Raw genomic sequence first — 21,127 nt, forward strand, 5'->3', positions numbered from 1 at the left:
GTTTCCTCCCGCGCTTAGCCAACGACCAGATTCAGCAGTTTACCTGGTACGTAGATAACCTTACGTACGGTAACGCCCTCAAGATACTTCGCAACCAGATGTTCCTGACCCGCGCGCTCGCGAACCTGTTCTTCGGTCGCATCAACAGCCACGGTAATTTTACCGCGTACTTTGCCGTTTACCTGCACCACCACAAGCGTGGTGTTTTCCACCATGGCTGATTCGTCAGCAACCGGCCATGGCGCGTTGTCGATATCGCCTTCGCCTTTCAGTTCATGCCACAGCGTGAAGCTTGCGTGTGGTGTAAACGGGTTCAGCATCCGCACCACGGCCAGCAACGCTTCACGCATCAACGCGCGATCCTGCTCGCCTTCCTGTGGTGCTTTCGCCAGCTTGTTCATCAGTTCCATAATAGCCGCAATTGCGGTGTTGAAGGTCTGACGACGACCAATATCATCGGTCACTTTGGCAATAGTTTTATGAACATCACGACGCAGTGCCTGCTGATCTTCTGACAGTGCTGCCGCGTTCAGCGCAGGTGCATCACCCTGAGAGGTGTGCTCGTAAACCAGTTTCCAGACACGTTTCAGGAAGCGGTTAGCGCCTTCTACGCCAGATTCCTGCCACTCCAGCGTCATGTCAGCCGGGGAAGCAAACATCATAAACAGACGCACGGTATCAGCGCCATAACGCTCTACCATTTCCTGCGGATCGATGCCGTTGTTTTTGGACTTGGACATCTTGCTCATGCCGGTATACACCAGTTCATGACCTTCGCCGTCTTTGGCCTTCACAATGCGGCCTTTCTCGTCACGCTCAACAATCGCGTCTTTCGGAGAAACCCAGTTACGCTCGCCGTTCACGCCAACATAGTAGAAGGCATCTGCCAATACCATGCCCTGACACAGCAGCTGTTTTGCTGGCTCATCAGAGTTCACCAGGCCCGCATCACGCATCAGCTTATGGAAGAAGCGGAAGTAGAGCAGGTGCATGATCGCGTGTTCAATACCACCGATGTAGATGTCAACCGGCAGCCAGTAGTTAGCGGCTTTCGAGTCCAGCATCCCGTCCTGATACTGCGGGCAGGTGTAGCGCGCGTAATACCAGGAAGATTCCATGAAGGTGTCAAAGGTGTCGGTTTCACGCAGCGCAGGCTGGCCGTTCACGGTGGTTTTCGCCCACTCAGGATCGGCTTTGATCGGGCTGGTGATACCGTCCATGACCACATCTTCTGGCAGGATAACCGGCAGTTGATCTTCTGGCGTTGGCAGCACAGTGCCATCTTCCAGGGTGACCATAGGAATTGGTGCACCCCAGTAACGCTGACGGGAAACGCCCCAGTCGCGCAGACGGAAGTTCACTTTGCGCTCGCCAACACCTTTCTCTGCCAGTTTGTCGGCAATGGCGTTGAAGCCGTCTTCAAAGCTCAGACCGCTGAATTCACCAGAGTTAAACAGGGTGCCTTTTTCGGTCAGTGCCTGTTCAGACAGGTCAGGTTCAGAACCGTCAGCCGCCAGAATGACAGGCTTGATGGCCAGACCATATTTGGATGCAAACTCGTAGTCGCGCTGATCGTGGCCCGGAACGGCCATCACTGCACCTGTGCCGTACTCCATCAGAACGAAGTTTGCCGCCCAGACCGGAATCGCTTCGCCAGTCAGTGGGTGAATTGCTTTAAAGCCGGTATCAACGCCTTTTTTCTCCATCGTCGCCATGTCGGCTTCGGCCACTTTGGTTGTGCGGCATTCGTCGATGAAGGTAGCCAGTACCGGGTTATTTTCGGCAGCTTTCTGCGCCAGAGGGTGACCTGCGGCAACCGCCAGGTAGGTCGCGCCCATGAAGGTGTCCGGGCGAGTGGTGTAGACGGTCAGCGTTTGATCGTAGTTTTCAACGTTGAAGGTGATTTCCACGCCTTCAGAACGGCCGATCCAGTTACGCTGCATGGTTTTAACGGTATCAGGCCAGTGATCCAGATTATCCAGATCATTCAGCAGCTCATCAGCGTAAGCGGTGATTTTGATAAACCACTGTGGGATCTCTTTACGCTCAACTTTGGTGTCACAACGCCAGCAGCAGCCATCGATAACCTGTTCGTTCGCCAGAACGGTCTGGTCGTTCGGGCACCAGTTAACGGCAGAGGTCTTCTTGTACACCAGGCCTTTTTTGTACAGCTCGGTGAAGAATTTTTGCTCCCAGCGGTAGTATTCCGGGGTGCAGGTGGCCAGCTCGCGGCTCCAGTCGTAACCAAAGCCCAGCATTTTGAGCTGGTTTTTCATGTAGGCGATGTTGTCGTAGGTCCACGGCGCTGGCGCAGTGTTGTTTTTGACCGCGGCGCCTTCAGCAGGCAGGCCGAATGCATCCCAGCCGATAGGTTGCAGAACGTTTTTGCCCAACATGCGCTGGTAGCGTGCAATCACATCACCGATGGTGTAGTTACGCACGTGGCCCATGTGTAGTCGACCAGAAGGATAGGGAAGCATCGACAGGCAGTAATACTTCTCTTTGCTCTCGTCTTCGGTGACTTCAAAAGTGCGCTTCTCGTCCCAGTGTTGCTGGACTTTAGATTCTATCTCTTCCGGGCGGTATTGCTCTTGCATGGCAGCCAGTGGTCCTGTTTTCAATACAGCTACAAATGTAGCCAATGGATGTGGTATTTCAGATCCGCATAGCATAGCCCAAACATCCGCGTCAAAACAGCCTTTCACGCAAATGCGCTTTGCAGGAATTTACCGGGTCTGTGCTGCACCTGGCAAAGCGGCGATGAAATAAGGTCTACTATTAGAGATAGTTACTTACCCGGGAGGCAAAATGATGAACAAGGTTGCTCAATTTTACCGCGAACTGGTCGCCACACTCACGGAACGCCTGCGTAATGGTGAAAGAGATATTGATGCGCTGGTTGAACAGGCGCGAGTAAGAGTGATGCAAACGGGTGAGTTAACGCGAACCGAAGTGGATGAGGTGACGCGTGCCGTTCGGCGCGATCTGGAAGAGTTTGCGCGCAGCTATGAAGAGAGTCAGGACGAAATCACCGACAGCGTTTTTATGCGCGTGATTAAAGAGAGCCTGTGGCAGGAGCTGGTTGATATTACCGACAAAACCCAGCTGGAGTGGCGCGAGGTGTTTCAGGATCTCAACCATCATGGTGTGTACCACAGTGGTGAAGTGGTGGGGCTGGGAAATCTGGTGTGTGAGAAGTGCCATCACCACATTGCGGTTTATACGCCTGATGTGCTGCCGCGTTGCCCAAAATGCGGGCACGATCAGTTCCAGCGCCGGCCGTTTGAGCCCTAGGTAATAGCAAACGGCAACACAGTTGCCGTTTTTAGTGTTTGCTCCCTTTACCTGTGGGTTGAGGGAGCTGTCAGTGCTCGTATTTCTCTGTGTGGGTCCCTCAGCCCATGGGCATCAGGCCTCACGATAATATTTAAGTCTTTCCGCCAGCAAATCCACAAACGCTTGTCTGTCGACATCCACCATCAATGTCGTATTAGGCTTATTTCCGGTCAGCGAATAGTAATCTACCACCGTCATTCCCTGGGTGTATTTCCCTGCGGTTTCCACGCCTACCCAGCGTTCCACAGTGGTGAACATCTCAGGCTTCAAAAGCCAGGCAATGGTGCATGGGTCATGCAGCGGTGCCCCCTGGAATCCCCATTTTTCGTCTTTGTGGTACTCAAGGAAGAAGTCGAGCAGCTCAGCCACGGTTGTGGCGACAGGGTTACCAATGGCACGAAAACGCTCTGTATCTTCTGACATGATTTGTGCCCGATGGGTAACGTCCAGCCCCGCCATCACAATCGGTAAACCCGACTGGAAGACAATCTCTGCCGCTTCCGGGTCGACAAAAATGTTGAACTCCGCCGCAGGCGTCCAGTTCCCAAGCCCCATAGCCCCACCCATGATCACGATGCGGGCGATTTTCTTATGCAGTTCCGGGTGGCTGTTTAAGAGCAGCGCAACGTTGGTTTGCGGGCCGGTTGCTACCAGCGTCACGGGTTCAGCACTTTCGCGCAGCACCTTCGCCATCAGCTCAACGGCCGTGCAGTTTTGCGGCGCAAATCCTGGTTCCGGCAGTGCCGGGCCGTCAAGCCCTGATTCACCGTGCACATTGTCGGCAATGATCAGCTCGCGCATCAGCGGCTTAATCGCACCGCCTGCCACCGGAATATCCGTACGTTTTAACAGCGTGAGCATCCGCAACACGTTGCGCAGGGTTTTATCCGGGGTCTGGTTTCCGGCTGACGAGGTGACAGCTTTTAAGTCCAGTTCAGGGGAGGCAAGAGCAAGGACGAGGGCGATCGCGTCATCATGACCTGGATCGCAATCGAGAATGATTGGCAGTGCCATAGAGTTCTCCATTTTTAGCGTTATTTTGTGACAAGGGTAACGCTGCAATGTGACGCCGACGAGAAGAAGAGATGTAAAGCGTGAAGCAGTGCGCAATCCGCAGATTGCGCACTGAGAGGATTAATGCAGGATTTTGGCGAGGAAGTCTTTTGCGCGCTCAGATTTCGGGTTGGCGAAGAACTCTTCTTTCGGCGAGTCTTCTACGATCTTGCCTTCATCCATAAAGATCACGCGGTTGGCCACTTTACGGGCGAAGCCCATTTCGTGTGTCACCACCATCATCGTCATCCCTTCGTGGGCCAGTTCTACCATGACATCCAGCACCTCGTTGATCATTTCTGGATCGAGCGCAGAGGTGGGTTCATCAAAGAGCATAGCTACCGGATCCATACACAGCGCGCGGGCGATCGCCACACGCTGCTGCTGGCCGCCGGAGAGCTGCGCCGGGAATTTATCGGCATGAGCGGAAAGCCCCACGCGCTCCAGTAACTTCAGCCCTTTTTCGCGCGCGAGTTTTTTATCACGCTTAAGCACTTTTACCTGCGCCAGGGTCAGGTTTTCGATAATGGAGAGGTGCGGGAACAGCTCAAAATGCTGGAACACCATCCCGACGTGGGAGCGCAGTTGGGCCAGGTTGGTTTTCTTATCATTAACTTTGGTGCCGTTAACGAGGATCTCGCCTTGCTGCACCGGCTCCAGGCCGTTGACGGTTTTGATAAGCGTGGATTTACCGGATCCGGACGGTCCGCACACCACCACCACATCGCCTTTTTTCACTTCGGTGGAGCAGTCGGTCAGCACCTGAAAGTGCCCATACCATTTAGAAACATTTTTCAGGGAAATCATTATACAGTCCTTTTCTTCAGCCAGCTGACCAACAGCGACGCGCTTAAACTAATCACAAAATAGACCCCACCTGCGAAGAGAACCATCTCGACCTGCGTACCATCACGCTCACCGATGGTGGAAGCGGTACGGAAGAAGTCTGCCAGGCTGAGTACGTATACCAGAGAGGTATCCTGGAACAGCACGATGCCCTGAGTCAGCAGGAGTGGAACCATGGCGCGAAACGCCTGCGGCAGAATGATGAGCTGCATCGACTGCCAGTGAGTCATCCCCAGCGCCAGTGCAGCACTGGATTGCCCACGCGAAATGCTCTGGATACCGGCACGGATAATCTCTGAGTAATACGCGGCCTCGAACATGGAGAACGCCACCATCGCCGAGATCAGGCGGATGTCGGTTTTCGGTGACAGCCCCAGTACGTTCTGCAAGAAGCCTGGAACAATCAGATAAAACCACAGCAGCACCATCACCAGTGGAATGGAGCGGAAGACGTTAACGTAGGCGGTAGCAAACCAGGCGAACGGTTTAAAGCTCGACAGGCGCATGACCGCCAGCAATGTTCCCCAGACAATACCAATGACGATGGCGATGACGGTGATTTTTAAGGTAATCACCAGGCCATCCAGCAGGTATGGCATGGAAGGAACGATGGAACTCCAGTCAAAATCGTACATTATTTGCCTCCCAGATTGCCCGGCAGGCGAATTTTGCGTTCAACCAGGTTCATCACCAGCATGATGAAAGCGTTAATCAGAACATACGCGAGCGTTATTGCGGTGAAGGATTCCCACGCATGGGCGGAGTAATCCAGCAGCTTGCCTGCCTGTGCCGCCATATCAACCAGACCGATGGTGGAGGCGATGGCCGAGTTTTTTACCAGGTTCATCATCTCTGAAGTCATCGGTGGAACGATCACGCGGTAGGCGTTAGGCAGCAGCACATAACGGTAGGTTTGTGGCAGCGTCAAGCCCATCGCCAGACCAGCGTTCTTTTGTCCGCGCGGCAGGGACTGAATGGCTGCACGTACCTGCTCGCACACGCGGGCCGCGGTAAAAAGCCCCAGGCACAGCATTGAGGAGACAAAGAACTGAATGTTCGGATCCAGTTCTGACTTAAACCACATGCCAATATTTTCAGGCAGCAGTTCCGGCACAACCAGATACCAGGTAAAGAATTGCACAATCAGCGGAACGTTACGGAACAGTTCCACATACAGGGTGCCGAGGGTTGAAAGAAAGCGGTTAGGGACGGTACGCAAAATACCGAACAGCGAGCCGACAAGAAACGCGATTATCCATGCCGTTATGGATAGCGCCACAGTGACCTGAAAGCCGCTCCATAACCAGCCAAGATAGGTGGTGTTGCCGAACGGGGCTTCTTGCAGGAATATGCCCCAGTTCCAGTCAATTGACATAATAAACTCCAGAAAAAAAAGGGTAGCAGCGCTACCCTCGAAGATTGGTGAGAAGCTAATTTTCGCGCTGAGTGGGGAACGACCACTCAACGTATAGTCTGTCCGTGCTTCCCGACAATCGAGAGGGCAGGAGATCCCGCCCCTGTTGTTCTAATTAGTTAAGAGCCTTGTCGTTTGGTGATTTGAACAGTGCTTTCATGTCGTCAGACAGTTCAAAGTTCATGTTGAGATTTTTTGGTGGAATTGGGTTCTTGAACCACTTGTCGAACCATTTTTCCGCTTCGCCGGAGGTCTGCGCCTGAGCGATGGTGTCATCGATCAGTTTTTTGAATTCAGCGTCGTCTTTACGCAGCATACAGCCGTAAGCTTCTTTGGATTGCGCGGTGCCGACGATTTCCCAGTTGTCTGGTTTCTTCGCTTTAGCACGCTCGCCAGCCAGCAGTGCGTCATCCATCATGAACGCTACTGCACGGCCGCTTTCCAGCGTACGGAAGGAGTCGCCGTGGTCTTTCGCACTGATGATGCGCATATCCATTTTCTTCTCGTCGTTCAGCTTGTGCAGCAGAACTTCAGAAGTGGTACCGGATGTCACCACAACCGCTTTGCCTTTCAGGTCAGCAAAATCTTTAATTTCGCCGCCTTTCTTGGTCAGCAGGCGGGTACCTACCACGAAGATGGTGTCAGAGAACGCAGCCTGTTTCTGGCGCTCCAGGTTGTTCGTGGTTGAGCCGCACTCAAAATCGAAGGTGCCGTTTTGCAGCAGAGGAATACGGTTCTGCGAGGTGATAGGAATCAACTTCACCTGTAAATCAGGCTTGTTCAGCTTTTTCTTCACGGCTTCAACGATGGCGTTGGAGTAATCCTGTGAATAGCCCACGACTTTTTGCGTGTTGTCGTAGTAAGAGAACGGGACAGAAGATTCACGGTGGCCGACCACGATCACGCCGTTTTTGGCAATCTTGTCGAGAGTGCTCCCGGCAGCCGGAGCGTCTTCAGCGTGGACAACGCCTGCGGACATCCCCATAACCAGCATTGCTGTGGCCAGTTTACGTAATTGCATACCCAACTCCTTTTTTATCAGCGCCAGTGACGCATTGATACCCATTGTGATGTTGTTATATCTCGCGCTATGCGAGTGCAGTGTTATGCAAGCTTGTTAACATTTAGTTTGGCTTAATGTAAAGATTTTGCTGCGTTATTGTTTATTTTTGCGAAGCACGCCGCACCATTCAGAGGCGAAAATCTCTCGTTGCACCGTTTCGGTGCTACCGGTGATCTACGCTGGTGCGACCAGGTTGCACGTTAAGCCAAATTGCGTTTGCGTTAATATACAAAGCAATAGGCGTGCCAAAGTGAAAGTTTGGGAGGAATTGTCGAAGATGGAAAAGCAGGCCGGGTAAGCGTCAGCGCCACCCGGCAGGAGGAGATGAAATTATTTACGACGCTGACGAAGGCTCATCAGCACGGCGCCAAAACCAAACAGTGCGGTCAGGATCCACAGTGGCCAGTTGCCAGTACGGGCGTATGGCGTCATTCCGGTTGTCGGTGTGACCTTTGCGGTTAGCACGTCGCGAGTAAATTGCGGAAGCATGGCCTGAATTTCGCCCTGCGGGCCAATCACGGCGGTAATGCCGTTGTTGGTGCTACGCAGCAGCGGACGCGCCAGCTCCAGGGAGCGCATTCGTGCCATCTGGAAGTGTTGCCACGGGCCAATTGATTTCCCAAACCATGCATCGTTGGAGATGGTCAGCAGATAGTCGGTGTCCGGGCGGAAGTTATCGCGCACCTGCTCACCGAGGATAATTTCGTAGCAAATGGCGGCCGTTAGCGCGAAACCGTGCGCGTGCAGCTGAGGCTGAACGTACGGACCACGGCTGAAAGAGGACATCGGCAAATCAAAGAATGGCGCCAGCGGGCGCAGAATTGACTCCAACGGCACAAATTCACCGAACGGCACCAGGTGGTTCTTGTTATAGCGATTAGTGGAGTTGTAGCTGTATTCGCTGTCCTTGCCGAGCGTAATGATCGTGTTGTACGTGTCATAACGGTTTTGCGGGTTCAGACGCGCATCGACAATCCCGGTGATCAGCGTACTGCCACGCGCACGTAGCAAATTGTCCATCATGCTCAGGAAAGGCTGCTGGTTGATTTCGAGGTCAGGAATGGCGGATTCCGGCCAGATAATCAGCTGGGATTTTCCCATCACCTGCTCGGTCGCACCGGCATAGATTTTCAGCGTGTTGATAAGCTGCTTTTCGTCCCACTTCATTGCCTGCGGGATATCGCCTTGCACCATCGACACCTGCGTTGCCCGTGCGGGCTCCAGGGTAAACCACTGGATATAACGTAGCGGGAAGGGCAGAGCAAACAGCACCAGCGCCGTGACCAGCGGTTTCCAGCTGCGCGTGATAAGCGCGAGCACCAGCAGGCCACTGACCACCATCAACAGGAAGTTAATCGCCTCCACGCCCATCACCGGAGCCAGCCCTTTTAACGGGCCATCAATCTGGCTGTAGCCGAACTGCAACCACGGGAAGCCGGTCAGCACCCAGCCGCGCAGGAATTCCGTGATTTGCCAGACCACCGGAGCCGCAATGGCAACCCGCACCCAGGTGGTTTTCGGCCACAGGCGGGAAAGAATACCGGCGAACAGGCCAGTATAGAGCGAGAGATATGCAGCAAGCAGCACAACCAGGAAGACGTTAACCGGGCCCGGCATCCCGCCAAACTGCGCGATGCTGACATAGACCCAGTTAATGCCGGATCCAAACAGCCCCAGCCCCCAGAAGTAGCCAATGGCTGCGGCCTGCACAGGACGGCGGTTCAGGGTTAAACCCTGTAGCCCCATCAGGGAAATAATGGCGGCAGGCCAGATATCGTAAGGAGAAAAAGCCAGCGTACCGCTGGCTCCGAGTAACAGCGCCAGCAGCAGTCGGACGCGCTGGCGTTCAAGTAATGGGGCAAATGCCATTTACATTAATCTTCCAGTTTTGGCACCGGTGAGTCATCCGGCGTTCTGACATGAACCTGAATAATACGTCGGCTGTCGGCCATAGCGACCTTGAATTGGTAACCGTCGATGTCAATGGTTTCACCGCGAGCCGGAAGATGCCCAAAGGCCTGCATCACCAGACCGCCAATGGTATCGACCTCTTCATCGCTAAAGTGCGTACCGAAGGCGTCGTTGAAATCTTCAATCGAAGCCAGCGCGCGCACGGTCCAGGTGTGGCGGCTGAGCTGACGGAAGTCGATATCTTCTTCTTCGTCGTACTCGTCTTCGATTTCGCCCACGATCAGCTCAAGAATATCTTCGATCGTGACCAGACCCGAAACGCCGCCGAATTCATCAATAACAATCGCCATGTGGTAACGCTGAGAGCGGAACTCTTTCAGCATCCGATCCACACGTTTGCTTTCCGGCACAACCACGGCCTGACGTAACACTTTTTCCATGCTGAAGGCTTCGGCATCGCTGCGCATAAACGGCAGCAGATCTTTCGCCATCAAAATCCCTTCGATGTGATCTTTATCTTCGCTGATAACCGGGAAACGCGAATGGGCAGACTCGATAATGACATCGAGGCACTCGTCGAGCGTTTGATTGCGTTTCAGGGTGATCATCTGCGAGCGGGGGATCATGATGTCGCGGACGCGCTGGTCGGCGATGTCCATGACCCCTTCGAGCATTTCGCGCGTATCTTCGTCGATAAGGTCGTTTTGCCCGGAATCACGAATCAGCTCCAGCAGTTCATCACGGTTTTTCGGTTCGCCGTGGAAAAGCTGGTTCAGAATGAGGGAGAAGAATCCCTTTTTACTGTTTGTCGTGTCGCTACTGTGTGAATTGTCGTCGCTCATGGCGTTTGTTAAGGGTTCTCTTGTAAGTTCAATGTTTACCGCCGCGCTATTTCCTTACGCGGCGGCATGTTAGCCGGTCTGTTGACTGACTATTCTTTCTCGGCAATGTACGGATCCTCATAGCCCAGAGCAAGCATTATCTCTGTCTCGAGGGACTCCATCTCTTCCGCTTCGTCATCTTCAATATGATCGTAGCCCAGCAAATGCAGGCTGCCGTGTACGACCATATGCGCCCAGTGGGCCTCAAGCGGTTTTTGCTGCTCTTTGGCTTCCTGCTCAACCACCTGACGGCAGATGATCAAATCGCCCAGCAGCGGCATCTCGATACCCGGTGGAGCTTCAAACGGGAAAGAGAGCACGTTGGTCGGTTTATCTTTACCGCGGTAGGTTAGATTAAGCTCATGGCTTTCCGCTTCATCCACCAGGCGGATGGTGACTTCTGATTCTTCCTGAAACTGGGGGATGACCGCATCCAGCCATTTCTGAAATTGCGCCTCTTCCGGCATTCCAGAATTATCTTCACAGGCCAGCTGTAAATCGAGGATCACCTGACTCATTTTTGATCTTGCTCCTGCGCTTCGCGCTTACGTTCTGCGGCCAGTTCGGCCTTTCGCTTCTGCTCTGCCTCTTCCCAGGCTTCATAAGCGTTGACGATGCGTGCCACCACCGGGTGACGTACCACGTCTTCGCTGTGGAAGAAGTTGAAACTGATTTCGTCAACTTCGGCCAGCACTTCGATGGCGTGACGCAGGCCGGATTTGGTGCTGCGCGGCAGGTCAATCTGGGTCACGTCGCCGGTGATAACGGCTTTCGAGTTAAAGCCGATACGCGTCAGGAACATTTTCATCTGTTCGATGGTGGTGTTCTGGCTCTCATCCAGAATGATGAAGGCATCGTTGAGGGTACGGCCACGCATGTACGCGAGGGGAGCCACTTCGATAACGTTACGCTCGATCAGTTTTTCAACTTTCTCAAAGCCCAGCATTTCGAACAGCGCATCGTACAGCGGGCGCAGGTACGGGTCGACTTTCTGGCTCAGGTCGCCTGGCAGGAAGCCCAGTTTCTCGCCCGCTTCTACCGCCGGACGGGTCAGCAAAATACGACGGATATCCTGACGCTCCAGCGCATCCACAGCCGCGGCTACTGCCAGATAGGTTTTCCCTGTCCCGGCCGGGCCCACGCCGAAGGTGATGTCATGGTCGAGGATATTGGCGATGTACTGCGCCTGGTTTGGCGTGCGCGGCTTAATCACGCCACGCTTGGTCTTGATGTTAATCGCCTTGCCATAGTCAGGAACGCTTTCAGCGCTCTGCTCAAGCACTCGCGCCTCTTTAATGGCGAGGTGGATCTGTTCCGGCTCGATATCCTGAGTCTGGCCGCGCATCGGGGCGGTATCGACATACAAACTGCGCAGAATATCCGCAGCCGCATTGACGCAAATTGTGCGCCCGGTGAGTTTGAAATGATTATCGCGACGATTGATTTCGATACCCAGACGTCGCTCCAGTTGCTTGATGTTGTCATCAAACGGCCCGCACAGGCTCAGCAGGCGAGCGTTGTCTGCGGGCTCAAGGCTAATTTCACGCGTGTCTATATTCAAACCGTTCCTCTTTGAGTGTTTTGTAGGTCTGGCATCATAAAACTGTCATTACCGAAAGTATTCACGCCACAGAATAAAGGCGCAAGCATTGCCATCGATATTGGGGGCGAAGAGGGGAAATACAAGGCCTGCCAGAAAGGCAGGCCTGGACGAATTAAGGCTGATAGATACCGACGCCAGATTCGTTTTCTTTACGGGTACGGGAGATAACGGATTCCGGAGATTCAGCAATGCGCAGCCCCATTTCATCCTCGGTACGTACAAGCTTCGCGCGCAGCGAGTTAGTCAGCACCTCGACAATCTCGACGTCCACGAATTTTCCAATCATATCCGGGGTGCCTTCGAAGTTCACCACACGGTTATTTTCGGTACGACCGGAGAGCTCCATAATGCTCTTACGGGACGTGCCTTCAACCAGAATGCGCTGGACAGTACCGAGCATCCGGCGGCTCCAGGCGTTGGCCTGCTGGTTGATGCGCTCCTGGAGAATATACAGACGCTGCTTTTTCTCTTCTTCCGGAACATCGTCCACCATATCGGCCGCCGGGGTGCCAGGACGTGCAGAGAAAATAAAGCTGTAGCTCACGTCGAAATTCACGTCGCCGATGAGCTTCATGGTGCGCTCAAAGTCATCGGTGGTTTCGCCAGGGAAGCCAACGATAAAGTCGGAGCTAATCTGGATATCCGGGCGTGCGGCAAGCAGCTTGCGGATGGTGGCTTTGTATTCCAGCACCGTATGCGGGCGCCCCATCAGGTTAAGCACGCGATCAGAACCACACTGGATAGGCAGGTGCAGGAAGCTCACCAGTTCCGGTGTGTCGCGATAAACATCGATGATGTCATCGGTAAATTCCATCGGGTGGCTGGTGGTGAAGCGAATACGGTCGATACCGTCAATGGCCGCCACCAGACGCAGCAGTTCAGCAAAGCTGCCGGTGCTGCCGTCATAGTTCTCGCCACGCCAGGCGTTAACGTTCTGGCCCAGCAGGTTTACCTCGCGTACGCCCTGCGCGGCAAGCTGCGCGACTTCAAACAGCACGTCATCTGCCGGGCGGCTGACTTCTTCACCGCGGGTGTAAGGTACCACGCAGTAAGTACAGTATTTGTTGCAGCCTTCCATGATGGAGACGAACGCGGTCGGGCCATCAGCACGCGGCTCCGGCAGACGGTCAAATTTTTCGATCTCCGGGAAGCTTACGTCAACAACCGGGCTACGATTGCCGCGAACTTTGTTGATCATCTCAGGCAGGCGGTGCAGGGTCTGAGGGCCAAAGACGATATCCACATAAGGGGCTCTCTGGCGGATCAGTTTGCCTTCCTGCGACGCAACGCAGCCGCCAACACCGATGATCAGATCCGGATTTTTACGTTTGAGAAGTTTCCAGCGACCTAACACATGAAAGACTTTTTCCTGCGCTTTTTCACGAATTGAACAGGTGTTTAGCAGCAGCACATCGGCTTCTTTCGCATTTTCAGTCAGCTGGTATCCGTGGGTTGTATCCAGCAGATCGGCCATCTTCGATGAATCGTATTCGTTCATCTGACAGCCCCAGGTTTTTATATGGAGTTTTTTAGTCATCGACTTGCTCAGCTCAGGATTGCAAGCCGCGTATTGTAATGCTTTGGTGCGGTTGTGACCAGTATGAAGGTTGTCAACCTCCTTACCCTAAAAATCCGGTAAACTTAAGGGATTCTGCAATAAGGAAAATTGACCATGACACTCCAACAAACCGAAATTGCCGTTGTCGGCGGCGGTATGGTCGGCGGCGCACTGGCGCTGGGGCTCGCGCAGCAGGGATTTGAGGTAACGGTCATTGAACAGGCCGAGCCTGTGGCATTTGATGCGACAGCAAAACCCGATGTCCGAATTTCTGCGATCAGTGCCGCCTCTGTCGATCTTCTGCGTGGGCTGGGCGTATGGGATGCCGTGCTTGCGATGCGAGCGCATCCCTACAGTCGACTCGAAACATGGGAGTGGGAAAATGCCCATGTGGTGTTTGATGCCGCCGAGCTGAAATTACCGCGGCTGGGTTATATGGTGGAAAACAACGTCCTGCAACAGGCGCTATGGCAGGCGCTGGCGGTGCACCAGAAGGTGACGTTGCGCGTCCCTTCTTCGCTCAAGGCCCTGCATCGTCATGAAGGCGGGTACCGCCTGACGCTGGATAATGATGATGAAGTTGCCGTGAAGCTGGTGGTGGGGGCTGATGGCGCGAACTCGCAGGTCAGACAAATGGCGGGGATCGGCGTTCATGCCTGGCAGTATCAGCAATCCTGTATGTTAATCACTGTGCAGTGTGAAAATGACCCGGGTAAGAGTACCTGGCAACATTTCACGCCAAACGGCCCACATGCCTTCTTGCCGCTGTTTGACAACTGGGCATCCCTGGTGTGGTACGACAAACCGGCGCGTATTCGCCAGTTGCAGGGGTTATCGATGGCGCAGCTACAACATGAAGTTTTGCACCACTTCCCGGGCCGTCTGGGACATGTGACGCCGGTTGCTGCCGGAGCATTCCCGCTGACCCGCCGACACGCATTGCAATACGCCCGCGAAGGGCTGGCGCTGGTCGGGGATGCGGCACATACCATTCACCCACTGGCAGGGCAGGGTGTCAATCTGGGATATCGTGACGTTGAAGCGTTGCTGGATGTATTAACCAGTGCGCGAGCGCACGCTGAACCCTGGGCGAGCCAGCAGGTACTGAAACGTTATCAGACGCGTCGTATGGCGGATAACTTCTTGATGCAATCGGGGATGGATCTGTTTTACGCCGGGTTCAGTAACGACTTAGGGCCGGTGCGAATTTTGCGTAATATTGGGCTGATGGCGGCAGAGCGTGCCGGTGGTCTGAAGCGTCAGGCGCTGAAATACGCTCTCGGACTCTAATCATTTTTCCCTCTCCCCGTGGGAGAGGGCCAGGGTGAGGGCATCAGGCCGCACAATTCTGTACAAAAACAAAAAAGCCCGCAGAGCGGGCTTTTTTGTTACTAAGTGGCTGGGGTGCAGGGATTCGAACCCCGGAATGCTGGTATCAGAAACCAGAGCCTTACCGCTTGGCGACACCCCAATTGCGTTAAACAAACAGCTTAACGACTTTTAAATTGGCTGGGGTACGAGGATTCGAACCTCGGAATGCTGGTATCAGAAACCAGAGCCTTACCGCTTGGCGATACCCCAACAATTTTTTCTAGCTTACCGACATAATCGATAATGTACTAATTTGGTGGCTACGACGGGATTCGAACCTGTGACCCCATCATTATGAGTGATGTGCTCTAACCAACTGAGCTACGTAGCCAGTACTGCATTCTTCGATGGCTGGGGTACCTGGATTCGAACCAGGGAATGCCGGTATCAAAAACCGGTGCCTTACCGCTTGGCGATACCCCAATACCGCGGAGAACCGCAAAATCGAAGAAATATGGCTGGGGTACCTGGATTCGAACCAGGGAATGCCGGTATCAAAAACCGGTGCCTTACCGCTTGGCGATACCCCATCCGTGCAACGCTTACCTGGGAATGGTGCGGGAGGCGAGACTTGAACTCGCACACCTTGCGGCGCCAGAACCTAAATCTGGTGCGTCTACCAATTTCGCCACTCCCGCAAAAAAGATGGTGGCTACGACGGGATTCGAACCTGTGACCCCATCATTATGAGTGATGTGCTCTAACCAACTGAGCTACGTAGCCATCTTTTTTTCGCGTTACCTTATCGGCGTTGCGGGGCGCATTATGCGTATAGACCCTTGCAGCGTCAACACCTTTTTCATCGAAAATAGCTGGAATGTGACTGTTTGGTTAGGTTGCGAACAGCGTGGCCGAATATTCGGCAATTATTGGTTATTAATCGTTTTTGTCCAGCAAAAGGCAATGCAAAAAAAACAGGCCCCGGAGGGCCTGTTAGTCATTCAGACAATCATTTATATGCTGACTGGTGAACGCCTACAGCACGTCCTGACGGGTCGTTCATGGATTTGAACGATTCGTCCCATTCAATCGCTTTTGCGGAAGAGCAAGCGACTGACGGGCCACCAGGAACACATTCCGCAGCACTCGGTACCGGGAATAGCTCTTCAAAGATTTCACGGTACAGATAGGCTTCTTTGGAGCCCGGCGTGTTGTACGGGAAGCGGAAGCTGGCGGTTTCCAGTTGTTGGTCAGAAACCTGTTTTGCCGCCACCTCTTTCAGGGTGTCGATCCAGCTGTAACCTACGCCATCAGAGAACTGCTCTTTCTGACGCCATGCAACGCTTGCCGGCAGGTAGGACTCAAAACATTCACGAAGGATATGTTTTTCCATTTTGCCGTTGCCGCACATTTTATCCTGCGGGTTAATACGCATCGCCACGTCGAGGAATTTCTTGTCCAGGAACGGTACACGAGCTTCCACGCCCCAGGCCGACATCGCTTTGTTGGCACGCGCACAGTCAAACATATGCAGTGCCTGAAGTTTGCGGACCGTCTCTTCATGCAACTCTTTGGCATTTGGCGCTTTGTGGAAGTACAGGTAGCCACCGAAGACTTCATCAGAACCTTCGCCAGACAGCACCATCTTAATGCCCATCGCTTTGATCTTACGAGACATCAGGTACATCGGCGTAGAGGCGCGGATGGTCGTCACATCATAGGTTTCGATGTGGTAGATAACATCGCGGATCGCATCCAGGCCTTCCTGCACGGTGAAATGAATTTCATGGTGCACGGTACCAAGATGGTTTGCCACTTCCTGCGCGGCTTTCAGGTCAGGAGCCCCTTCCAGGCCAACGGCAAAGGAGTGCAGCTGTGGCCACCAGGCTTCTGAACGCTCCTGATCTTCCACACGACGCGCAGCAAATTTCTTGGTGATGGCGGAAATCACAGAGGAATCCAGACCGCCGGAAAGCAGCACGCCGTAAGGCACGTCGGACATCAGGTGGCTTTTAACGGAATCTTCCAGCGCCTGACGCAGCTCGGTTTTGTCGGTCACGTTGTCTTTCACTGCATCAAAATCGAACCAGTCGCGCTGGTAGTACTGGCGGATCTCGCCGTCTTTACTCCACAGATAGCTGCCTGCCGGGAACTCTTTAATGGTGCGGCAAACGGGCACCAGGGCTTTCATTTCAGAAGCCACATAGAAGTTACCGTGTTCATCATGTCCCATATACAGCGGGATAATCCCGATGTGATCGCGGCCGATCAGGTAGGCGTCTTTTTCGCTGTCATACAGTGCAAAGGCGAACATGCCTTGCAGGTCATCCAGAAACTCTGGTCCTTTCTCCTGATACAGCGCGAGGATAACTTCGCAGTCAGAACCGGTCTGGAAAGCGTAGCGGTCGCCGTATTCAGCGCGCAGCGCCTGATGGTTATAGATTTCACCGTTCACCGCCAGCGCGTGCGTTTTTTTCTCGTTATACAGCGGCTGTGCACCAGCGTTGACGTCAACAATAGACAGACGTTCATGCGCCAGAATCGCTTTATCACTGGCGTAAACGCCTGACCAGTCCGGGCCGCGATGGCGCATCAGGCGGGACAGTTCAAGAGCCTTTTTACGCAGTTCGCCTGCGTCAGTTTTAATATCCAGTACGCCGAAAATTGAACACATAACCTTCTCCGTTAACCCTGTTGCTTTGTAATGTTGCTTGCTTATGAAAATGCCGCAAAGGGGGAGGGCGCGCAAGGGTTTTACGGCTTAAAACGGAAATAGTGCAATGGCAATTGCTGAATGTTGAAAAAAGAGTATGTCCTGAACGCTTTTATTGATGATTATGCAATGAATTGTGGTTTTTGTTAGATGGGATTGTGTTTATCAGGGCCATAAATGAAAAACCACGCCCTGAGGCGTGGTTCTGAATCAGATGACGTCAATTTCATCGACTGAGGGGTAAATCCAGCTCGGCCGGAACGGCATAGAGTCGATATCGTCGAGGGTGGATACACCGGAAAGCACGAGGATCGTTTCAAGACCCGCCTGGAAACCGGCCAGAATGTCAGTTCTCAGGTTGTCGCCCACAATCACGGTCTGCTCAGAATGCGCCTGCATTTTGTTCAGTGCGGCGCGGATGATCCACGGGCTCGGTTTACCGACAACAAACGGCTTACGGCCGGAGATTTTTTCGATACCGGCACACAGCGCCCCGCAGGCCGGATAAAAACCGCGACCATGGGTGTCCGGGTTGGTCGCGATAAAGCGCGCGCCGTTGGCGACAAAGTACGCTGCTTTATGCATCATCTCCCAGTTAAAGGAGCGCGTTTCACCCACAATCACAAAGTCCGGGTTCACATCAGTGATGGTAAAGCCCGCTTTATACAGCTCGTGGATCAGCGCGCCTTCACCCACCACGTAGGCTTTTTTCCCTTCCTGACGTTTCAGAAAATCCGCCGTTGCCATTGCGGAGGTATAAAACACAGTGTCCGGCACGTCGACACCCGCCGTCGCAAAGCGGTTAGCCAGATCCTGACCGGTTTGGGAAGGGTAGTTCGTGAGAAGAACCAGTGGCATTCCTTTGTCGATGATGCGGTGTAAGAACTCCGCAGCACCCGGCACGGCAACGTTGTCGTGCATCAGCACGCCGTCGATATCACAAATTACATTCTTAATGGTCATGGACAATCCGACATCAAAAAAAGAAGGCGTTACTATAAGATCCGATCAGGATTCCAGCAAATGCTGGAGCAGGATCCCGTTAAGCATGGCGCGTTTTACCAGCGCGAAAGCACCAATCGCTGAGCGGTGATCCAGCGTTGAGCGCACCACCGGCAGGTTCTGGCGAAACGCTTTCAGCGCCTGGGTGTTAATACAGCCTTCAATAGCCGGTAATAACACTTTTTCAGCTTCGACGATCTCACCCGCGATCACCACTTTTTGTGGGTTAAACAGGTTGATGGCAATGGCAATGGTTTTACCCAGGTGGCGACCAACCTGTTCGATAACTTCACAGGCCAGCGCGTCGCCTTTGTTGGCGGCTTTGCAAATTGCACCAATTTTGCAGTCGTCGAGGGTCACGCGGCTTTGGTAACCCTGTTCAAGTAAGTGGCGGACCCGATTTTCTATTGCCGCGTTGGCGGCGATGGTTTCAAGGCAGCCGAAATTACCGCAGTGGCAACGCTCGCCCAGCGGCTCTACCTGAATATGGCCAATCTCACCCACGTTGCCGTTGCGGCCAATAAAAATGCGGCCATTAGAGATAATGCCTGCGCCCGTACCACGGTGAACACGCACCAGAATAGAGTCTTCACAGTCCTGACTCGCACCAAAATAGTGCTCTGCCAGCGCCAGAGAACGAATGTCATGGCCGACGAAGCAGGTCACGTTAAAGCGTTTTTCCAGCGCCTTAACCAGCCCCCAGTTCTCAACCTGGATATGTGGCATATAACGAATCACACCACTTTCAGGGTCGACCAGACCCGGCAGGATCACCGAAATAGCAATCAGCTCGCGGATCTTGCGCTGACAGGTTTCAATGAAGTGCGCGATGGTATTAAGCAGGGCGTGCTCCAGGGTTTCCTGGGTGCGTTCCGGCAGTGGGTAATGTTCTTCGGCAATAGCTTTACTGCTCAGATCGTAGAGGGTAAGCGTAGTGTCATGACGGCCAAGACGGACGCCAATAGCCTGGAAGTTGCGGGTTTCGGTAACAATGGAGATAGCGCGGCGCCCCCCGGTGGAGGCCTGCTGATCGACTTCTTTTATCAGGCCGCGCTCAATAAGTTGACGTGTAATTTTTGTCACACTGGCGGGAGCAAGCTGGCTTTGTTCGGCTATCTGAATGCGTGAGATTGGCCCGTGCTGGTCAATCAGGCGATAAACTGCCGCGCTGTTAAGTTGTTTAACGAGATCGACATTACCGATTTGAGCTTGTCCGCCTGGTGTCATACTTTTACTTACTCAGTGACGACCTCGTTACCATTAACGATGGTCTTAATAATTTTATAATCGTGTGTGAAGGCAGTCAGGTTTGCAATCATACCTGGCGCAATCCCACCGAGCTGTTTATCCACGCCCATCGCGCGAGCCGGATACAGTGTTGCCATACGCAGCACTTCATCAAGCGCGATACCGCAATGCTCGACCAGGTTACGCACCCCTTCGATCATGGTCAGCGCAGAGCCACTCAGCGTGCCGTTTTCGTCCACACACAGTCCATTGCGGTAGTATATTGTTTTACCAGCAAAAATGAACTGGTCAATATCTGCCCCTGCCGGTGCGGTTGCATCTGTTACCAGACACAGCTTATCGCCTTTCAGACGCTTGGCATTGCGGATGTTGGTGTAATCGACATGTAACCCATCGGCAATAATGCCGCAGTAGACGTCTGGCTCATCCAGAATCGCGCCGACCAGCCCCGGTTCACGACCGGTGATGTACGGCATGGCATTATAAAGGTGGGTTGCGAAGGTAATGCCTGCGCGGAAGCCGATTTTAGCTTCTTTCAGCGTGGCATTAGAGTGGCCGGCAGACACCACAATCCCGGCCGCAGCCAGTTTGCTGATAACCTCTGGCCCGGTCATTTCTGGTGCCAGCGTCACTTTGGTGATTACATCGGCGTTGGCACACATGTAATCGACAAGCTCCGCGTCCGGTTTACGAACATAATCCGGGTTATGGGTGCCTTTCTTGACCATGTTCAGCCACGGTCCTTCCAGGTGCAGGCCCAGCGCCTGATTAGGGTATTTTGCAAGGTACTCGCGCATCACGCGGATACCTTTTTTCATCAGTTCATCGCTGCTGGTGATAAGCGTTGGCAGATAGCTGGTGCAGCCCGATTTTTCATTGGCTTTTTGCATGATTTCCAGCGTTTCAACGGTCACTGCTTCTGCGGTGTCGTTAAACTGCACGCCGCCGCAGCCGTTAAGCTGAACGTCGATAAAACCGGGGGAGATAATTGCTCCATTGAGTGAGCGCTGTTCAATCTCCGGCGGCAGTTCAGCCAGCGGACAGATACGTTCAATCAGGCCATTCGCGATAACAATCGCGTGGTCATCCAGAATTTCATGGCCGGTATAAATCCGACCGTGGGTTAAAGCATACATAACGACCCCCGGTTTAAAAATGCGACCGCCTCTTCGCAAAGAGGCGGTTATT

17 protein-coding genes and 7 tRNA genes are annotated in these 21,127 nt (G+C 53.5%); 2 read left to right on the forward strand and 22 right to left on the reverse strand.

Annotation, left to right across the window (positions count from 1 at the left end):
• Window positions 1–14 precede the first annotated feature (14 nt).
• On the reverse strand, window positions 15–2,597 hold the full coding sequence (leuS, locus tag F3J30_RS11955) for a leucine--tRNA ligase (protein ID WP_166717387.1): 2,583 nt from the start codon (window positions 2,595–2,597) through the stop codon (window positions 15–17).
• A 214-nt stretch (window positions 2,598–2,811) separates the two neighbouring features.
• On the opposite strand from leuS, the gene F3J30_RS11960 reads away from it, so the two are divergent.
• Complete coding sequence (locus F3J30_RS11960; protein WP_041162199.1) at window positions 2,812–3,294, forward strand: zinc ribbon-containing protein; 483 nt, start codon at window positions 2,812–2,814, stop codon at window positions 3,292–3,294.
• A gap of 114 nt (window positions 3,295–3,408) precedes the next feature.
• On the opposite strand, the gene rihA is transcribed toward F3J30_RS11960, so the two are convergent.
• The 10 genes from rihA to miaB all read right to left on the reverse strand — a co-directional run bounded on the left by rihA (window position 3,409) and on the right by miaB (window position 13,644).
• Window positions 3,409–4,350 carry a pyrimidine-specific ribonucleoside hydrolase RihA gene (rihA, locus tag F3J30_RS11965; protein WP_166717388.1) on the reverse strand — a complete coding sequence of 314 codons (942 nt, stop codon included), beginning with the start codon at window positions 4,348–4,350 and terminating at the stop codon, window positions 3,409–3,411.
• Between the two features lie 120 nt (window positions 4,351–4,470).
• Window positions 4,471–5,196, reverse strand: coding sequence for an amino acid ABC transporter ATP-binding protein (locus F3J30_RS11970; RefSeq protein ID WP_014069335.1), 726 nt, complete (start codon window positions 5,194–5,196; stop codon window positions 4,471–4,473).
• Window positions 5,196–5,870: a glutamate/aspartate ABC transporter permease GltK gene (gene gltK, locus F3J30_RS11975; RefSeq protein WP_014069336.1), complete on the reverse strand. Its 675-nt coding sequence runs from the start codon at window positions 5,868–5,870 to the stop codon at window positions 5,196–5,198. Before gltK ends, F3J30_RS11970 begins: the two co-directional genes overlap by 1 nt.
• Entirely contained in the window at window positions 5,870–6,610 is a 741-nt protein-coding gene (locus F3J30_RS11980) for an amino acid ABC transporter permease (RefSeq protein WP_014069337.1), read from the reverse strand. The genes gltK and F3J30_RS11980 overlap by 1 nt, the downstream gene beginning before the upstream one ends.
• A 154-nt stretch (window positions 6,611–6,764) precedes the next feature.
• Window positions 6,765–7,670 (reverse strand): amino acid ABC transporter substrate-binding protein, encoded by a 906-nt coding sequence (locus tag F3J30_RS11985; RefSeq protein ID WP_014069338.1) that lies wholly within the window; start codon window positions 7,668–7,670, stop codon window positions 6,765–6,767.
• 372 nt (window positions 7,671–8,042) lie between these two features.
• Window positions 8,043–9,581 carry an apolipoprotein N-acyltransferase gene (gene lnt / locus F3J30_RS11990; RefSeq protein ID WP_166717389.1) on the reverse strand — a complete coding sequence of 513 codons (1,539 nt, stop codon included), beginning with the start codon at window positions 9,579–9,581 and terminating at the stop codon, window positions 8,043–8,045.
• Window positions 9,582–9,586: 5 nt separating this feature from the next.
• Complete coding sequence (gene corC, locus F3J30_RS11995) at window positions 9,587–10,465, reverse strand: CNNM family magnesium/cobalt transport protein CorC (protein ID WP_166717390.1); 879 nt, start codon at window positions 10,463–10,465, stop codon at window positions 9,587–9,589.
• Window positions 10,466–10,554: 89 nt separating this feature from the next.
• On the reverse strand, window positions 10,555–11,022 hold the full coding sequence (ybeY, locus tag F3J30_RS12000) for an rRNA maturation RNase YbeY (protein ID WP_003858677.1): 468 nt from the start codon (window positions 11,020–11,022) through the stop codon (window positions 10,555–10,557).
• Window positions 11,019–12,065, reverse strand: coding sequence for a PhoH family protein (locus tag F3J30_RS12005; protein WP_014069340.1), 1,047 nt, complete (start codon window positions 12,063–12,065; stop codon window positions 11,019–11,021). The genes ybeY and F3J30_RS12005 overlap by 4 nt, the downstream gene beginning before the upstream one ends.
• Window positions 12,066–12,219: 154 nt before the next feature.
• Window positions 12,220–13,644, reverse strand: a complete 1,425-nt coding sequence (gene miaB, locus F3J30_RS12010; protein ID WP_166717391.1) for a tRNA (N6-isopentenyl adenosine(37)-C2)-methylthiotransferase MiaB — start codon at window positions 13,642–13,644, stop codon at window positions 12,220–12,222.
• A gap of 135 nt (window positions 13,645–13,779) precedes the next feature.
• Here miaB and ubiF point away from each other — a divergent pair, with 135 nt between their 5' ends.
• Window positions 13,780–14,955: a 3-demethoxyubiquinol 3-hydroxylase gene (gene ubiF, locus F3J30_RS12015; RefSeq protein WP_166717392.1), complete on the forward strand. Its 1,176-nt coding sequence runs from the start codon at window positions 13,780–13,782 to the stop codon at window positions 14,953–14,955.
• Between the two features lie 106 nt (window positions 14,956–15,061).
• Here ubiF and F3J30_RS12020 read toward each other — a convergent pair.
• From F3J30_RS12020 to nagA, 11 genes are all read right to left on the reverse strand, one after another.
• A tRNA-Gln gene (locus F3J30_RS12020) sits at window positions 15,062–15,136 on the reverse strand.
• Between the two features lie 35 nt (window positions 15,137–15,171).
• Window positions 15,172–15,246 (reverse strand) — tRNA-Gln (locus F3J30_RS12025).
• A 44-nt stretch (window positions 15,247–15,290) separates the two neighbouring features.
• A tRNA-Met gene (locus tag F3J30_RS12030) sits at window positions 15,291–15,367 on the reverse strand.
• A gap of 17 nt (window positions 15,368–15,384) precedes the next feature.
• Window positions 15,385–15,459 (reverse strand) — tRNA-Gln (locus tag F3J30_RS12035).
• Window positions 15,460–15,491: 32 nt separating this feature from the next.
• Window positions 15,492–15,566, reverse strand: a tRNA-Gln gene (locus tag F3J30_RS12040).
• A gap of 23 nt (window positions 15,567–15,589) precedes the next feature.
• Window positions 15,590–15,674: transfer RNA gene (locus tag F3J30_RS12045), tRNA-Leu, on the reverse strand.
• Window positions 15,675–15,682: 8 nt separating this feature from the next.
• Window positions 15,683–15,759 (reverse strand) — tRNA-Met (locus F3J30_RS12050).
• Between the two features lie 226 nt (window positions 15,760–15,985).
• Window positions 15,986–17,650, reverse strand: a complete 1,665-nt coding sequence (gene asnB, locus F3J30_RS12055; RefSeq protein WP_166717393.1) for an asparagine synthase B — start codon at window positions 17,648–17,650, stop codon at window positions 15,986–15,988.
• 249 nt (window positions 17,651–17,899) lie between these two features.
• On the reverse strand, window positions 17,900–18,652 hold the full coding sequence (nagD, locus tag F3J30_RS12060; RefSeq protein ID WP_166717394.1) for a ribonucleotide monophosphatase NagD: 753 nt from the start codon (window positions 18,650–18,652) through the stop codon (window positions 17,900–17,902).
• 45 nt (window positions 18,653–18,697) lie between these two features.
• Window positions 18,698–19,918 (reverse strand): N-acetylglucosamine repressor, encoded by a 1,221-nt coding sequence (locus F3J30_RS12065; RefSeq protein ID WP_166717395.1) that lies wholly within the window; start codon window positions 19,916–19,918, stop codon window positions 18,698–18,700.
• A gap of 8 nt (window positions 19,919–19,926) precedes the next feature.
• Window positions 19,927–21,075 (reverse strand): N-acetylglucosamine-6-phosphate deacetylase, encoded by a 1,149-nt coding sequence (gene nagA, locus F3J30_RS12070; RefSeq protein ID WP_014069346.1) that lies wholly within the window; start codon window positions 21,073–21,075, stop codon window positions 19,927–19,929.
• Window positions 21,076–21,127 lie beyond the last annotated feature (52 nt).

Origin of the sequence: Enterobacter sp. Tr-810 (assembly GCF_011752765.1) — a bacterium.
GTDB classification, from domain to species: domain Bacteria; phylum Pseudomonadota; class Gammaproteobacteria; order Enterobacterales; family Enterobacteriaceae; genus Enterobacter; species Enterobacter soli.

What these genes read in the sequence shown, in the direction of transcription:
- rihA (WP_166717388.1), bottom strand. Translation starts at nt 4,350, where the DNA reads ATGGCACTGCCAATCATTCTCGATTGCGATCCAGGTCATGATGACGCG.
- F3J30_RS11985 (WP_014069338.1), bottom strand. Translation starts at nt 7,670, where the DNA reads ATGCAATTACGTAAACTGGCCACAGCAATGCTGGTTATGGGGATGTCC.
- miaB (WP_166717391.1), bottom strand. Translation starts at nt 13,644, where the DNA reads ATGACTAAAAAACTCCATATAAAAACCTGGGGCTGTCAGATGAACGAA.
- F3J30_RS11970 (WP_014069335.1), bottom strand. Translation starts at nt 5,196, where the DNA reads ATGATTTCCCTGAAAAATGTTTCTAAATGGTATGGGCACTTTCAGGTG.
- nagA (WP_014069346.1), bottom strand. Translation starts at nt 21,075, where the DNA reads ATGTATGCTTTAACCCACGGTCGGATTTATACCGGCCATGAAATTCTG.
- F3J30_RS11980 (WP_014069337.1), bottom strand. Translation starts at nt 6,610, where the DNA reads ATGTCAATTGACTGGAACTGGGGCATATTCCTGCAAGAAGCCCCGTTC.
- nagD (WP_166717394.1), bottom strand. Translation starts at nt 18,652, where the DNA reads ATGACCATTAAGAATGTAATTTGTGATATCGACGGCGTGCTGATGCAC.
- ubiF (WP_166717392.1), top strand. Translation starts at nt 13,780, where the DNA reads ATGACACTCCAACAAACCGAAATTGCCGTTGTCGGCGGCGGTATGGTC.
- asnB (WP_166717393.1), bottom strand. Translation starts at nt 17,650, where the DNA reads ATGTGTTCAATTTTCGGCGTACTGGATATTAAAACTGACGCAGGCGAA.
- corC (WP_166717390.1), bottom strand. Translation starts at nt 10,465, where the DNA reads ATGAGCGACGACAATTCACACAGTAGCGACACGACAAACAGTAAAAAG.
- lnt (WP_166717389.1), bottom strand. Translation starts at nt 9,581, where the DNA reads ATGGCATTTGCCCCATTACTTGAACGCCAGCGCGTCCGACTGCTGCTG.
- F3J30_RS11960 (WP_041162199.1), top strand. Translation starts at nt 2,812, where the DNA reads ATGAACAAGGTTGCTCAATTTTACCGCGAACTGGTCGCCACACTCACG.
- gltK (WP_014069336.1), bottom strand. Translation starts at nt 5,870, where the DNA reads ATGTACGATTTTGACTGGAGTTCCATCGTTCCTTCCATGCCATACCTG.
- F3J30_RS12065 (WP_166717395.1), bottom strand. Translation starts at nt 19,918, where the DNA reads ATGACACCAGGCGGACAAGCTCAAATCGGTAATGTCGATCTCGTTAAA.
- ybeY (WP_003858677.1), bottom strand. Translation starts at nt 11,022, where the DNA reads ATGAGTCAGGTGATCCTCGATTTACAGCTGGCCTGTGAAGATAATTCT.
- leuS (WP_166717387.1), bottom strand. Translation starts at nt 2,597, where the DNA reads ATGCAAGAGCAATACCGCCCGGAAGAGATAGAATCTAAAGTCCAGCAA.